Genomic DNA, 14,561 nt, shown 5'->3' on the forward strand with positions numbered 1-14,561 from the left:
GCGAAACGCCTAACGCTTCGCGATCCGCACTTCGCCGCTGCGGCCCAGCGCCTTGCCCAGCGCTTCCACGCGGCGCTGCACGGCCTCGCCATCCAGCACCGCATGCTGCGCCGGAATTTCCAGTACGATGCCGTTGCCATTCGGACGCAGCTTGCAATCGTTCAGGATGCCCGGCACGCCGGCCGACAGCGTCTGGCCCAAACGGAGCGCTAGGCCGATGCGCAGGGCGTAATCGATCTCTTCGGCATTCAGCAGCTGCCAGGCCGGCGCCGCCACCGGATCACTGGCCGTGCCGGCATAGCGCGTGAACACGGTCAACGCCAGCAGCGCACGTTCGCTCTGGGTGATCGCACCGAAAGGCGCATGGAGGATGACGCCCAGCGACTGTTCGCCGCGATAGTCGGGATGCACGCGCCAGGCGGCATCCGACAGGATGGCGGCTGCCATGCGGATGCGCTGGCGCGGTGCCGGATCGCGCTCGAACAGCGGCGCGATGAAACGATCAAGCTCGGCGCCATGTTCGCCAAAGCGCCCTTCTCTCTCGGCCATATGGGCGCAGAAGGCCAGCAGCGGGTCTTCCATGCGCTGCTTCTCGCTCAGCAGCGCATAGGCCAGGCCCTCGCGCAGGCCGTTGGCCGAGAAGACCACATCCTTCGGCTCCAGCACCTTGAGCAACCGGCGCATCACCAGCGCTGCCAGCGGCAGCACATCCTGGCGGCGACGTGGCACGCCCTCGACGCGGGCCAGTGATTCCTTGCTCTGCTTGGCGATCAGGCGGGTGAAGTCATTCGCCTCGGCGCGACCCAGCGTGTACTGGTGGATGATGTGCAGCGGGCTGTGCTTCTGCGCCATATGCACGCGCGCGATGGCGCGCCATGAGCCGCCAACGGCGTAGAGCGACTTGCCCTTCCACTTCTTCAGCCAGGAAACGCCGCCGATCTTCTCGTCGATATAGGCTTTCACCACCGGATAGGATTGCAGGTTGGCGATGCGCAACGGCCCCAGCGGCAGGGTCACGCTGTCGCCCAGCTTGGTGCCATCCAGCGCCACCAACTCCAGGCTGCCGCCGCCCAGATCGCCCATCACGCCGCAGGCATCGGGAATGCCCGACAGCACGCCATAGGCCGAATAGGTCGCCTCTTCCTGGCCGGTCAACACGCTCACCGTCTCACCGGTATCGCGCTCGATCTGCTCCACAAAAGCCGCGCCGTTGCTGGCATCGCGCACGGCTGCCGTGGCCACGATGCGCAAACTGCGAACATTCATGCGCCGCGCCAGCACGGCAAAGCGCCGGATCGCCTGCAGCGCCTGCTTGGCGCCATCCTTATCCAGTGCGCCACTCTCGCTGAGACCACGGCCAAGGCCGCACAGGACCTTCTCATTGAACATGGCGAGCGGCGAGCGCAACGGCTCGCCGAACACCACCAGACGGACGGAATTGGAACCTACATCGATGACGCCGAAGGGCAGAACGGCCTGGGCGGAAACGGATTTGGTCAGGGTCTGCGCAACGGCCACGCGGTGTCCTATACAGTTTTCCACTGCAGCCGCGGCAGGGCCCCGGCCTTCTTGAGCGCCTTGCCACGACCGGACAGGCTGGGATTGGTCATGAAGTAAGTATGGGCGCTGAAGGCATCCGGATCGGATGAGGCGCGCGTATAGGTATCGTCGGCGCCCAGATACCAGCTCTGCGCCTGATCCTTCAGCGTCGCGACCATGATCTGGTCCATGATCTGCTCATGCACGGTCGGGTTCTCGATCGGGATCAGCACTTCGACGCGACGGTCGAAATTGCGCGGCATCCAGTCAGCCGAGGAGATGAACAGCTTGGCTTCCGGCGACGGCAAGCCATGGCCAGAACCGAAGCAGATGACGCGTGAATGCTCGAGGAAGCGGCCGATCAGGCTTTTAACGCGGATGTTTTCCGACAAGCCCTTCACGCCCGGTCGCAGGCAGCAGATGCCACGCACGACCAGATCGATCTGCACGCCGGCCTGGCTCGCCTGATACAGCGCATCGATCACCACCGGATCGACCACGCTGTTCATCTTGGCCCAGATCGCCGCCGGACGGCCGGCTTCGGCATGGCGGATTTCCTCGTTGATCAATTCCAGCAGGCGCGGCCGCAGCGTATAGGGCGAGATCGCCACCTTCTTCAGATTTTCCGGCGCGGCATAGCCGGTGAGGAAATTGAACAGATAGGTCGCGTCATGCCCCAGATCGTTGTCATCGGTGAAGAAGCTCAGATCGGTGTAAACGCGCGCCGTATAGGGGTGATAGTTGCCGGTGCCGAAATGCACGTAGGTATTGAGCTGGCCGCTTTCGCGACGCACCACCAGTGAAATCTTGGCATGGGTCTTCAGTTCGATGAAGCCGTAGACCACCTGCACGCCGACACGCTCCATGTCGCGCGCCCATTTGATGTTGGCAGCTTCGTCGAAGCGCGCCTTCAGTTCGACCAGGGCGGTGACCGACTTGCCGGCCTCGGCCGCCTCGATCAGGGCACGCACGATCGGGCTGTCGTCAGAGGTGCGATACAGCGTCTGCTTGATCGCCACCACATTCGGATCGGCCGCCGCCTGGCGCAGGAACTGCACCACCACGTCGAAGCTTTCGTAAGGATGGTGAACCACCAGGTCCTTGGCGCGGATGGCGGCGAAGCAATCACCGCCGTAATCGCGGATACGCTCGGGGAAGCGCGGATTGAACGGCGGAAATTTCAGCGCCGGCAGGTCATCGACGATCAGCTTCTTGGTATCGGCCAGGCCGAGGATGCCTTCCACCGCGATCACGGCCTCGGGGCTGACCTCCAGCTCCTCGCAGACGAAACGACGCAGGCTCTCGGGCATGTCGGCGTTGATCTTGAGGCGGATCACGGTGCCGCGCCGGCGGCGCTTGAGCGCGGTTTCGAACAGGCGGACCAGATCTTCGGCCTCTTCCTCGATTTCGATATCGCTGTCACGCGTGATGCGGAACTGGCCGGCACCGAGGATTTCGTAACCGGGGAACAGCTTGTTGATGAACAGGCTGACCAGGTTTTCCAGGGAGACAAAGCGGATGTTGTCGCCCGGCAGACGGGTGAAGCGTTCGACCTGACTCGGCAACGGCAGCAGCGCATTCAGGCTGCGACCGTCACGAATCCGTCGCATTTGCATCACCATCGCGAAACCGAGATTGGGGATAAACGGAAACGGATGGGCCGGGTCGATGGCGAGCGGCGTCAGTACGGGGAAGACGTGGCCGAGGAAATAATCCTCCAGCCAGCGCCGGTCGTCGGCAGAGAGTTGATCAGGTTCAAGAACATGAATACCGGCATCGGCCAGTTCGGCAGTCAGCGACTTCCAGCAGATTTGCTGCCGCTTCATCAGATCGGCGGCGGCGTCGTTGATCTGCGCCAGCTGCTGCGCCGGGGTCAGGCCTTCCTGGCTGGCCTCCTCGATGCCCGCCTTGATCTGGCCATGCAGGCCGGCGACGCGCACCATGAAGAATTCATCGAGATTGTTGGCCGAGATCGAGAGGAAGCGCAGGCGCTCCAGCAGCGGGTAGCGCGTGTTGTTGGCCTCTTCCATGACCCGGAGATTGAAGGCCAGCCACGACAGTTCGCGGTTGATAAAGCGCTCGCGCGGGCTCAGCGTGATCGGCGGACGATCGGGCAGCGGCGCGGGATCGAGCGCGGCACCGTTGGCCGGCACGTCGGGGGTCAAAATCCGGAGTTGGTCCGCCTTCTTTTGCATGTCGGCTGCCTCTGTCGTTACCGGCGGCCCGCTCCCAGACTGGGCCGGTCGACGCCTTCGGGTATAGGTCTAACGACCCTTTATGTCAAAGCAGCGACAGTCTGCCAGATGGTTCATAACAAAGGATAACTCCATGCTTCGCCTATGGCTTTTGCGTCATGCCAAATCCGCCTGGGACGACCCGAGCCTGGATGACTTTGCCCGCCCTTTGAGCCCCCGCGGCAAGAAGGCCTGTCGGGCGCTGGCCCGCCATATGGCCGAACGGGCGATCACCCCCGATCTGGTGCTCTGTTCCCCCGCCACCCGGACCCGGCAGACCTGGGAGCGGCTGGAAAAGCGCCTGACCGCCGACCGGCCGCCCCGGGTGCCCGGCGACGCGCGCGTGCGATTCGATCCGCAACTTTATCTGGCCGAAAGCACGGTGCTGCTGGCGCTGGTCCGCTCCACCCCGGCCGCCATCCGCGAACTGCTGGTGATCGGCCACAATCCCGGCCTGGAGGATTTCGCCCAGCGCCTGACCGGCACCAGCGCAGGCGACGCATTGTCGCGGCTGACGGAGAAATACCCCACCGGCGGCCTGGCCGAACTGACCTTCACCGCCAAAACCTGGGGTCAGATCGCTGAAAAAGGCGGTTTTCTGGCAAGCTTCGTAGTCCCCGCGCAACTGATGGACGACAAGTCGAAGGACTGACCAGCCAGACGGGCCAGCCAGACCGGCCTGAACCGGCCAAGGCACTGGCCGGCATCTGGTCAGCCTGCGGCAGATCGGAGAGGATGCCGCGCGATGCTGCATCTGCCGACCACACTTCTGATCCTGTCTGTCACCGTGACCCTGCAGGGTCTGGTCTGGCTGCTGGTCTGGCTGACCCAACGCCATATCTTCGAGCTGCGCTTCATGGCGGCCGGCTTCATCGCCTTTGCCGCCGGCATCCTGCTGCTGCTGATGCGCGGCATCCTGCCCTTCTCGCCCGCCGCCTTCATCATCGGCCAGAATTACTGCATCCATCTCGGCCTGGTGCTGCTGACCCATGGCGTCGCCCGCTTCCTCAACCAGCGCGGCAACCCGCCGCTGATGTGGGCCTGCGCGATCGTCACCATCGTCTTCTGGCCTGCCGCGCTGGCCATCGCGCCGGAGCAGGTCGCGCTGCGCATCCTGGTCAGCAACGGCCTCGGCTTCGTGCTGCTCGCCTTCATGATATCGGTCTTCATCCGCGACCAGAGCCAGCCGCGCCTGCTGCGCTGGACCACCATCGGCCTGCTGCTCTCGGATTTCATCGCGCTGATCATCCGTTCCGTCATCACGGTCCAGAGCAATACCGTCGACCTGCTGCAGGATGGCTCGCAGGTCTGGTATTTCTTCTTCTTCAACCTGTTCGTCACCGGGCTGTTCCTGCTGCTGCTGCTCATGGTGGGCGTGCGGCTGTCATACGACCTGCGGCAGCGGAACGAAGACCTGCTACGCGAGGTGACCGACCGCCGCCAGTTGCAGGACCAGTTGACCGCCACGCTGGAAACCGAGCAGGCGCTGCGGCAGGAACAGAAGCAGCTGCTGCGCATGGTGACCCATGAATTCCGCACGCCGTTGGCCGTGGTCGATCGCGCCGCTGAAATGATCGGCGTCGTACTGCCCAATCCGCCCGAACCGGTGACCAAGCGGCTGCGCAGCATCCATGACGCCGTGCACCGGCTGGTGCAGCTGATCGAGCGCTTCCTGGATGCCGAACGACGCGACCTCAACGTGCTGCAGCCCCAGCGCATCGACATCCAGAGCCTGCTGGCCTCCGTGCAGCGGCATTTCGAAGGCATGGACGCGACGTCGCGGCTGGTCTTCATCGCCGAAGACACGCTGCCCTTCTATCGCGGCGATCCCGACATGCTGGCGACCGTGCTGATCAACCTGATCGACAATGCGCTGAAATACGCGCCCGGCAACAGCCCGGTCGAGATCGTCGCCCGCAGCGAGGCCGACGCGATCATCCTGACGGTCAGCGACAGCGGCATCGGCATCCCCGAGGCCGAGATCGCCTCGATCGGCCGGCGCTTCTTCCGCGCCTCCAACACCACGCCGGCCACCGGCACCGGGCTGGGCCTGCACAATGCGCGGCGGCTGCTGGACTATCACAACGGCCTGCTGTCCTTCCGTCCCGGTCGCCATGGCGGCACGGTCGCCACCATCCGCCTGCCGCTGCCGGGTGTGAAAGTCCCCGTCGAGTTCAGTGAAGCCTCATGACCCGTATCCTGGTTGTCGAAGACGAACCCTCCCTGCGCAGCGACCTGGTCGAGTATCTGACCATGCGCGGTTTTGCCACCGAAGGCGTGGGCACGGCGCAGGACCTGCGCGCCGCACTCGACCAGCCCGAGCCGCCGACCATCGTGATCCTCGATATCGGGCTGCCCGATGGCAACGGCTTCGACCTGGCTGGCGAAATCCGCAGCAGGCTCGACTGCGGCATCATCATGCTGACGGCGCTGGGCGAGAGCGATGACCGCGTGCGCGGCTTTGAAAGCGGTGCCGACATCTATCTGGTCAAGAGCTCGACGCTGCGCGAGATCGAGGCGACGGTGCAGAGCCTGCTGCGTCGCCTGCAGGACCCGCGCAGCAAGGCGGTCGGCCGCACACTCGACCAGTGGCTGCTCAATCGCTCGACCTGGCAGCTGCTGGCGCCGAACGGCAGCGAGATCAAGTTGACCGCCACCGAACTGGCTTTCATCAGCGCACTGGTGGAGCGCGGCGGCCAGCCCTGCTCCCGCGACGAGCTGGCGCAGATTCTGGCGCGGCCGCAGGCCAACTGGGACAACCGGCATCTGGATGCCGTGGTGAACCGGCTGCGTCGCAAGATCAAGGACACGGCGCAGATCGACCCGCCGATCAAGATGATCTACGGCCGCGGCTATGCCTTCAGCGCGCCGGCGCGGATTGAAAACTGACCTTCCGGGACCAGGGCGATTTGCCTATACTGCCGGCATGACTGAAGTGATCAATCTGAACAAGGCGCGCAAGGCGCTGACGCGGAAAACGCAGAAAGCGCAGGCCGCTGCCAACCGCGTGACATTTGGTCAGAGCAAACAGATGCGCAACGAGGCCCGCAAGGATGCCGAGCGCGCCGCCAAAGACCTCGACGGCAAGAAGATAGATTAAGCCTCGGCCTGCTCCAGCACGCGGCGCGCCAGCGCCACGGTGACGGCGCGGTTCTCGGCCAGCGAGGCCGCATCCAGCGCCGCGGCCCAGTGCCGGGCCGCATGGAACGAGCGCTCGATGCGCGGCACCAGATAGGCGATCAGACCCTCGCCGATATTCAGTTGCTTGTCAGAGAACAGCTTGACCAGCACCGCCGCCAGCAGCGCATCGTCGGGCTCGTCGATGCCGACCGACGGCATCGCCTTCAGGCGCGACATCAGGTCGGGCAGCGTGAACGGCCACAGCGCTGGCGCGCGGCTGCCGGTGAGCAGCAGGGCATGGCGGCGTTCGCGCATCAGGTTGATGAGATGGAACAGCGCCGCCGGATCGGCGACGCCATCGGCATCGTCCAGCACCAGCGGCTGCTGCGCCAGCGCATCGACGGCGGCGATGGTGAGCGCGTCAGGTCCAATCAGGCGCGCGCCGGACAGCTCTGCCCAGACATGCGCGAGATGCGTCTTGCCGCTGCCGGCCGGGCCATGCAGCACCTGCGCGCCGGTCTCGGGCCAGCGCGGCCAGGCCTCGATCATGCCGAGCGCAGCCTCGTTGCCGGCGGCGACGAGGAAATCCTCGCGCGCCCATGAGGTCGGCAAAGCAAGGCCGAGGGGAAGCTGCTGCACGGGCATGGAAACTTACTCTTTGGATTTTTTCGCCGCGGCCCCAGTGGGAGGCGCACCTGGGCGATACAGGTAGCTTTCGCGGTAGCGGTCGAGCGCGAAGCGCACCAGTACGCCGATCACCGCAAAGATCGGCACCGCCAGCAGGATGCCGACAAAGCCGAACAGGCTGCCGCCGGCCAGCAGCGCAAAGATGATCCAGACCGGATGCAGGCCGACGCGGTCGCCGATCAGCACCGGATGCAGGAAGTTGCCCTCGATCACCTGCCCGAAGATGAAGATGCCGGCGACGACGCCGACCCAGATGAAGTCGGGCGAGAACTGCGCCAGCGCCACGCCGACGCTGACCACGAAGCCCAGGGTCGTGCCAACATAGGGAATGAAGGAGATCATGCCGGCCGTCACGCCGATGAACAGGCCGAACTGCAGGCCCACCGCCGTCAGTCCGATGCCGTAGAAGGCCGCGAGGCTGAGGCAGACCAGCAGCTGGCCGCGCACGAAGCCGGCCAGCACACGGTCGATCTCGCGCGCCTGCTCACGAATGGTGTCGGCATGGTCGAGCGGCAGGTAGCTGTTGATGCGCCGGACCATGTCGTCCCAGTCGCGCAGCAGGTAGAAGCCGACCACCGGCGTAATCACCAGCAGCGAAATGACGTTGAAGATCGCCTGGCCGCCGCCGAGCAGGCCGGTCAGCACGCCGCCGACCACCTTCATCACCTGTTCGCTATGGCCGCCGAGCGCCTGCTTGGGATCGCCCTGCAGGTCGAAGCCGAACCGCTCGCCCCAGCCCTGCACGAAGGGCAGCACGCGCTGCTGGAAATACGCGATGTATTCCGGCAGGTGATCCATGAATTTGGCGAACTGCGTCGAGACCAGCGGCGCCAGCAGCACGATCACCAGGATCGAGGCAACGAAGAACAGCCCGATGATGATCAGTGTGGCAAGCCAGCGCTTGATGCCGCGCCGTTCCATCCAGTCGGCGGCCGGATCGAGGAAATAGGCCAGCGCCATGCCGGCCACGAAAGGCAGCAGCATGTCATGCAGCAGCACCAGCAGCGCCACGGCAGCCACCAGCAGCGCAACCCAGGTGATGATCTGCTGCCGACGGGTCATGGCTTGCGGCTCCGCATTTCCCAGTAGCCTTCGCGCTGCTGCAGGGTCACGTCACGCTGGGCCAGCGCGGTGCTCAGCTGGGCGACCTCGCCGTAATATTCGAGCAGCAGCTGGGCATCGCGATGAGACATGCGCATCACATCCACCTTGCGCACGATCGGGATCGCGGCCAGCGACTGGCGCATCCTGTTCCATTCCGCCAGCGAGGCGAAACCGGCCGCGACGCTGATCTGGCCCTGCTTCTCCAGGTCGATGACGCTGCCCTGCTTCCAGCGCGTCTCGATGCGGCGCGCCAGTTCGATGGCGCCCGACAGCAGCGCCTCGTCCTGGGTGCCGCCGGCGGCGGTGAACGGCTCGATGCCGTCGAGGAAGCCGGCCATGCCCTGATGCTGTGTCGCGATCTCGATGCGGAAGGCACCCGGATCGGGCTGCTGCAGGGTCGCCACCACAACGAGGGCATCTTCCAGGCCGGCGGTGCGCGCCTGGTTGCGCAGCACGTCAGGACTGGACAGCAGTTGTTCGATGCCAGGCCCGGTATCAGCGGCAGCCGCCACGCGCAGCGGCACCAGGCCGCCGGCGGGATCGGGGCGCTGCAGCCATGCCGCGCGCCAGGGATTGTCGGCTTCCCACAGCTTTGCGCCCGCCGGGCTCTGCCATACCGGCACCAGCAGGATCGGCCGGCTCATGGTTTCCGCATAGGCCAGCTTGTTGTCCTGCAAGAGCCGGCGGATCGCCTCGGCGCGGAAGGTGACGCTGATCTTGCCGATATAGCGCGTGGCCGAGGCGCGTTCCTCGTCGATGCCGAAGCCGGCCACCGTCTCGTTCAGCAGCGCCTCGGTCGGGCGCGGCAGGCGGGCATGGTCCTCGGGCTGGGTCAGGCGACGCAGCAGTGTCATGAAGGCACGGCGCTGGCCATCGGCGAGCGCGGTCGGGCGCGCCGACGCGGCGCTGTCGGCCGAGGCATCCACCGCCACATCGGAGACCGTGAAGGGATCGGGGCGCGCAACGGCCTGAGCACTGGGCGGAGTCCGCGGCTGCGCCTGCACGGCCGAAGCCGCAGCCAGAGCCAGAACAAGGGCAAAAATCGCGTTAAAACAGGCTCTTAGCATGTGTGAGGCAAGCATTGCAAAGACAGGGGGAATAAGTATGTTGGCCCGGAAATTCGTATCGTAATCGAAACCGCATCCGGACCCCGTTTCGGTTCGGTCAGTCTAGCCCCCGTGGAGGCCATCATCAACACGTCGCCGCTTTATAAGGCCGCCGGTGTCGATATCGATGCGGGCGAGGCCCTGGTCGATGCGATCAAGCCGCTCGCCGCCTCCACCCGCCGCAAGGGCGCCGATGCATCGCTGGGCGGCTTTGGCGCGCTGTTCGATCTCAAGGCCGCCGGCTTCACCGATCCGATCCTCGTGTCGTCCACTGACGGCGTCGGCACCAAGCTGAAGATCGCCATCGAGACCGGCCGTCATGACGGCGTCGGCGTCGACCTGGTCGCCATGGTGGTGAACGACATCCTGGTGCAGGGCGCCGAGCCGCTGTTCTTCCTCGACTACTACGCCACCGGCAAACTGGAAGTGGACGTCGCCACCAAGGTGGTGGCCGGCATCGCCGAAGGCTGCCGCCAGGCCGGCTGCGCGCTGACCGGCGGCGAGACCGCCGAAATGCCCGGCATGTATGCCGCCAAGGATTACGACCTGGCCGGCTTCGCCGTTGGTGCGGCCGAACGCGGCAAGCTGCTGCCGCGCGACGTGAAGCCGGGCGACGTGCTGCTGGGTCTGGCCTCCTCGGGCGTGCATTCGAACGGCTTTTCGCTGGTGCGCAAGGTGATTGCTGATAACGGCCTCTCTTTCGAATCGCCGGCGCCCTTCGATGCGTCGAAGCCGCTGGCGGAAATCCTCATGGTGCCAACGCGCATCTATGTGAAAAGTTGCATGCCGCTGGTGCGCGAAGGCCTGATCAAGGCGATGGCGCATATCACCGGCGGCGGCCTGGTCGACAACATTCCGCGCGTGCTGCCCGATGGCACCGACGCCATCGTGGACGCCAAGGGCTGGACCCTGCCGCCGGTGTTCAAGTGGCTGAAGGCCGCCGGCAAGATCGACGACGCCGAGATGGCGCGGGCGTTCAATTGCGGCATCGGGCTGGTGGTGGTGGTGGCCAAGGAAAAGGCCGACACCGTGATCGCCAAGCTGAAGGCGGCCGGTGAAACCGTCTCCCGCCTTGGCGTGATCGAGGCGCAGCAGGACAGCGCCGCCGAGCCGATGGTCAGCATGCGCAACTGCGACACGGCTTGGAATTAGCCAATCATGTCTGCGGGCGAGCGCCCAGAGCGTAAGTCCGTCGCCGTGCTGATCTCCGGGCGCGGCAGCAACCTGCGCGCGCTGATCGACGCCAGCAAGACCGATCCCGCCTACCCCGCCCGCATCGCGCTGGTGCTCAGCAACAAGGCCGATGCCGAAGGCCTGGCTGTGGCGCGCGAGCACGGCATCGAAACCGTGATCATCGAAAGCAAGGGCAAGACGCGCGACGCGTTTGATGCCGAGATGAATGCCGTGCTGCACGCGCGCGGCATCGACCTGATCTGCCTCGCCGGCTTCATGCGGATTCTGACGGATGCCTTCGTGCAGGGCTGGACCGGCCGCATGATCAATGTGCATCCCTCACTGCTGCCGGCCTTCAAGGGCGTGCGCGTGCATGAACAGGCGATTGCCGCCGGGGTGAAGATCAGCGGCTGCACGGTGCATTTCGTGATCCCGGCGCTGGATGACGGCCCGATCATCATGCAGGCCGCCGTGCCGGTGCCGCCGGATGCGACGCCGGAGAGCCTGGCCGAGGCCGTACTGGAGCAGGAGCATGTGATCTATCCGCAGGCGTTGCGCCTGCTGGCGGAAGGCCGGCTGAGCATCGACGGCCAGCGCGTGCGCATCCGCGCCTGATCCTGATCTCACTCCATCGGTGCGAAGCGCGACAATTGCCTGTCGCTGCCCGCCACCGGCAGCACCATCAAAACCAGCCCGACGGCCTGTGAGGACTGCGTCGCCAGCAGCGATCCATCCGTCGCCCGCTGCAGCAACACGCTGCCCTGTTGATGGCCGACCATCATCAGGTTGCCTTTTCCTTCGGTCGCGCCGGCATACGACTGCACCGCGGCGCCCGTGCTGCCGCAGTTCAGGGTGCCATCCTGCGTCGAGAAGCTGCGTTCATACGTCACCCTGCCGGCTTCATGGCCCGTCACCTTCAGCACGCCTGCGGCATAGCCGAGCGTGACCTGATCCGGAATGGTGCGTTCATCCCCCCTGGGCAGCAGGTTGATAAAAATGGTTTTGCGCCGGAATTTCGTATCGGCGTTGTCGCCTATTCCCTGATAACGGCCCGTGAGGCCCTCACAGCCGCCGCGCGCGGGATCGGCCCTGGCCCAGTGCTCCGGATGGCTCTGCGAGGAGATGCTGCAGCCCGACAGCGAGAGGCCGAGGACACCAAGGATAGCAAGTCCGCGATACATCATCCTGCCCTCCCGTGCAGGCCGCGCCAGCGCCGCCAGCAGATGCCTGACAGTGTAGTTGTTAGCCAGGCCATTGAACAGCTAGCTATCCGACTCAGGCCTCATACCACGTCCTCGATATTCAGGGGTGCCAAGGCCTCCCCGTCGATCATAAGTCAACATACGCTTCGGATCTTCGCGTGCCCACTGGATGGCATCTTTGCTGATCCATTGCTGCCTGTTTTTTTCATAGCGATGCACAACTTCGTAATTTGGATAGCTCATAACCAGCAGCGGCTCTCTGGCCATTTGTCGCCGGATGATACTGAAAAACTGGCTTGCGATAGCGCGATGATTCTTGTTGCCAGGCTCGCCGGCGAAGACGATTTGATCGCGCTGCAGGCGTTCTGGAAAAGGCTCTCCATTAGGTTCCGGCATTCTTTTCGTCGGAAAAGGGCCTGACCAGCGCTGCACGTAAGCCCGCGGCAGACTCGTCGGATTAGCTAGCCAGACTGTTTCGAGCGGACCGTCAAAAGGTGCATAAATGCTGCGCTCTCCATAGCGCAGCCCCAATTCGTAGTTGGGGTCAAACGAAATATCAAACCAGAACGCCTTAGGGACTACAGCTCGAAGGTCCCGCTCGAGCCGAATGTCCGGTCTTTCCTCTTTTTTGCGCTCTTCATCGGTCATATACCGCAGATAGCCTATTCCTGGAAAATGTGTCGACAGGTCATCGCCGATGCGGTGCCAATCCGCCACCGTCATACAAACGTGTTTCGTGCGGAATGACGGCCGTATCGTCGACAATTCTGGCACAACGTCAACTTCAATCTGCGTCAACACCATGCTTCACCTCGCTGGTAGAAGATTGTCCTGTCGTAATTTCGCTTCGAGTTTGTCCCACATTTTCTCGCAACGAAGCGCCGCATAAACGGCATACTCCTCGGCCGTTTCGCCGGGCCGCATCTTGCGCGCCCATTCCGCCACACCGGTCTGCATATTCTGCAGCAGCCGCGTGTCGGCTCTTTTTCACGCTTGTAGCGCCCTTCCGGATCGTGCTCGTCGGCGCGCTTGCTGAAATCGACCGCCTGCATCCGTGCCCAATAGGGACTTTCTTTATCTGCATCATCGAGAGAAGGGCCAAAGGAAGAATCGACATGAACACCTCCCTTCAGTTTCTCGCTGCCACGCTCACCTTTCGAAATGTCCTGTCGCGGCACCCACTCCTCAGTTAACCGCTTGCCATCGCGAGAAGACCCTGCGGTATGAAAGAGCTTTCCAGCCAGGTCAGGGCGGTCCGCCAGTTGTTCCAGGCAAGCCTTCGTCACAAGCTTTGTTGCCTCTACGGTGCGTGGGTTGCCGCGTGGTCCGAACTGATGCACCTCGACGATGATGCCGGCCAGGCCTTCCGCCAGTGGCTGTTGTTCCGGCGGCAAGTCGCCGATCCATTTCGATAGATCTGGCGGGATCAGTTTCTTGCCATTGGCGTCAACATCAGTGGCCGGACGCCCTTGTAATGCATCATCGACTGGCGGCGGCTGCAGGGGTGGCATTTTCGTCTGCGTCTGGTCAGGCGGAGCTGCAGGCGGAGCAACGGACGTATCGGGCGGCATCGTCATCCCATTCCGCTGCCCTTTCATATATTGCTGGCGCATATATTCGCCGGCACCGATTGCCGCCGGCGCAAGAAGAAACGGTGCCAGCAATGTCACTGGCAGCACAGCCTCCTGCTGTTCAGGTGTACGCTCGGCAGGCTCTAGAGCTCCGGTTTCGACAGCCTTCAGCAATCGCGCTTCGAGTTCCGGCAACCCACGCGCTTCCATTGTGCGCGCTGAGACAGATGACGGGGCGCCATCTTGTTTTTCCATCGTCCTGAAATCAGGGATCGCATTCGGATCGCGGGCATAGGCCTCATAGAAGCGATCAACCTGCTGCGGCGTCGGGACAACCTGCTCCTGCATGCGGCCATCCAGCAGATCTTTCAAAGTCGAAAGCGTTTCGCCCTCGCCGTTCTCTCCCACGCCGCCATCCGGAGCCGGCAACAGGATGCCATCCGGCGTGAGGCCATTGGCTTTCTGCACCCTGCCGATAGCACGGTGCAGGCCCTCGCCGGCCCAACCGGTCGGGACGCCAGGTGCGGGCAGATCGAACTCGCCGGCATGGGCCAGCAGCATCTGCGCCTTGATCACATCGTTGCGGTCATTGTCGCCATTGCGGCCGACCGACCCAGAAAAGGCGAAGGGGTTATTCTCGTTTGAGGGCAAAAGGCTCATGGGATTCTCGTAAAGGCAGAAAATATGGATTGGCTTTAATATCTCCAGTATGTACCCTATTTGTTCTTTATGTCAAGTCGCGATTTTCTTGCTTTCTTTTCAATGGATAAGTCGTGAATGCTGGGATCAGATCCGGACCTGACGATCCAGGCGGATACAAAGAAA

At 63.9% G+C, this 14,561-nt stretch carries 14 protein-coding genes; 6 read left to right on the forward strand and 8 right to left on the reverse strand.

All coding sequences use genetic code 11. The features are described 5' to 3' along the window. Positions 1-9: 9 nt before the first annotated feature. Positions 10-1,518 carry a Ppx/GppA phosphatase family protein gene (locus AC1RRE_RS12320; protein WP_492981475.1) on the reverse strand — a complete coding sequence of 503 codons (1,509 nt, stop codon included), beginning with the start codon at positions 1,516-1,518 and terminating at the stop codon, positions 10-12. A gap of 8 nt (positions 1,519-1,526) precedes the next feature. Next, the gene (locus tag AC1RRE_RS12325) at positions 1,527-3,734 is read right to left on the reverse strand and encodes an RNA degradosome polyphosphate kinase (RefSeq protein WP_492981476.1); all 2,208 of its coding nucleotides are present in this window, start codon (positions 3,732-3,734) and stop codon (positions 1,527-1,529) included. Positions 3,735-3,867: 133 nt separating this feature from the next. On the opposite strand from AC1RRE_RS12325, the gene AC1RRE_RS12330 reads away from it, so the two are divergent. From AC1RRE_RS12330 to AC1RRE_RS12345, 4 genes are all read left to right on the forward strand, one after another. Beyond that, positions 3,868-4,425, forward strand: a complete 558-nt coding sequence (locus AC1RRE_RS12330) for a SixA phosphatase family protein (RefSeq protein ID WP_492981477.1) — start codon at positions 3,868-3,870, stop codon at positions 4,423-4,425. 93 nt (positions 4,426-4,518) lie between these two features. Then, complete coding sequence (locus AC1RRE_RS12335; RefSeq protein WP_492981478.1) at positions 4,519-5,964, forward strand: sensor histidine kinase; 1,446 nt, start codon at positions 4,519-4,521, stop codon at positions 5,962-5,964. Next, on the forward strand, positions 5,961-6,662 hold the full coding sequence (locus AC1RRE_RS12340; protein WP_492981479.1) for a response regulator transcription factor: 702 nt from the start codon (positions 5,961-5,963) through the stop codon (positions 6,660-6,662). Before AC1RRE_RS12335 ends, AC1RRE_RS12340 begins: the two co-directional genes overlap by 4 nt. A gap of 37 nt (positions 6,663-6,699) precedes the next feature. Next, positions 6,700-6,873 (forward strand): DUF4169 family protein, encoded by a 174-nt coding sequence (locus AC1RRE_RS12345; protein ID WP_492981480.1) that lies wholly within the window; start codon positions 6,700-6,702, stop codon positions 6,871-6,873. Here AC1RRE_RS12345 and AC1RRE_RS12350 read toward each other — a convergent pair. From AC1RRE_RS12350 to AC1RRE_RS12360, 3 genes are read right to left on the reverse strand one after another with little or no spacing between them, the layout of a single operon-like run. Continuing rightward, positions 6,870-7,538, reverse strand: coding sequence for a P-loop NTPase family protein (locus AC1RRE_RS12350; protein ID WP_492981481.1), 669 nt, complete (start codon positions 7,536-7,538; stop codon positions 6,870-6,872). The two genes, AC1RRE_RS12345 and AC1RRE_RS12350, sit on opposite strands and share 4 nt — an antisense overlap. A 6-nt stretch (positions 7,539-7,544) precedes the next feature. Then, entirely contained in the window at positions 7,545-8,642 is a 1,098-nt protein-coding gene (locus AC1RRE_RS12355; protein ID WP_492981482.1) for an AI-2E family transporter, read from the reverse strand. Then, a complete protein-coding gene (locus tag AC1RRE_RS12360) occupies positions 8,639-9,688 on the reverse strand; it encodes a hypothetical protein (RefSeq protein ID WP_492981483.1) in 1,050 nt (349 codons plus the stop codon). The genes AC1RRE_RS12355 and AC1RRE_RS12360 overlap by 4 nt, the downstream gene beginning before the upstream one ends. A 174-nt stretch (positions 9,689-9,862) precedes the next feature. Between AC1RRE_RS12360 and purM the strand changes: the two genes are divergently transcribed. Both purM and purN read left to right on the forward strand, forming a co-directional pair. Next, positions 9,863-10,942: a phosphoribosylformylglycinamidine cyclo-ligase gene (purM, locus tag AC1RRE_RS12365; RefSeq protein WP_492981484.1), complete on the forward strand. Its 1,080-nt coding sequence runs from the start codon at positions 9,863-9,865 to the stop codon at positions 10,940-10,942. Between the two features lie 6 nt (positions 10,943-10,948). Further along, complete coding sequence (gene purN / locus AC1RRE_RS12370; RefSeq protein ID WP_492981485.1) at positions 10,949-11,578, forward strand: phosphoribosylglycinamide formyltransferase; 630 nt, start codon at positions 10,949-10,951, stop codon at positions 11,576-11,578. Positions 11,579-11,586: 8 nt separating this feature from the next. Here purN and AC1RRE_RS12375 read toward each other — a convergent pair whose 3' ends face one another. The 3 genes from AC1RRE_RS12375 to AC1RRE_RS12385 all read right to left on the reverse strand — a co-directional run bounded on the left by AC1RRE_RS12375 (position 11,587) and on the right by AC1RRE_RS12385 (position 14,396). Further along, positions 11,587-12,147: a hypothetical protein gene (locus tag AC1RRE_RS12375; protein WP_492981486.1), complete on the reverse strand. Its 561-nt coding sequence runs from the start codon at positions 12,145-12,147 to the stop codon at positions 11,587-11,589. A gap of 78 nt (positions 12,148-12,225) precedes the next feature. After that, the gene (locus tag AC1RRE_RS12380; RefSeq protein WP_492981487.1) at positions 12,226-12,969 is read right to left on the reverse strand and encodes a hypothetical protein; all 744 of its coding nucleotides are present in this window, start codon (positions 12,967-12,969) and stop codon (positions 12,226-12,228) included. Further along, positions 12,960-14,396, reverse strand: coding sequence for a peptidoglycan-binding domain-containing protein (locus AC1RRE_RS12385; protein ID WP_492981488.1), 1,437 nt, complete (start codon positions 14,394-14,396; stop codon positions 12,960-12,962). The genes AC1RRE_RS12380 and AC1RRE_RS12385 overlap by 10 nt, the downstream gene beginning before the upstream one ends. Positions 14,397-14,561 lie beyond the last annotated feature (165 nt).

This window comes from Ferrovibrio sp. GW821-FHT12D07 (genome assembly GCF_058807275.1).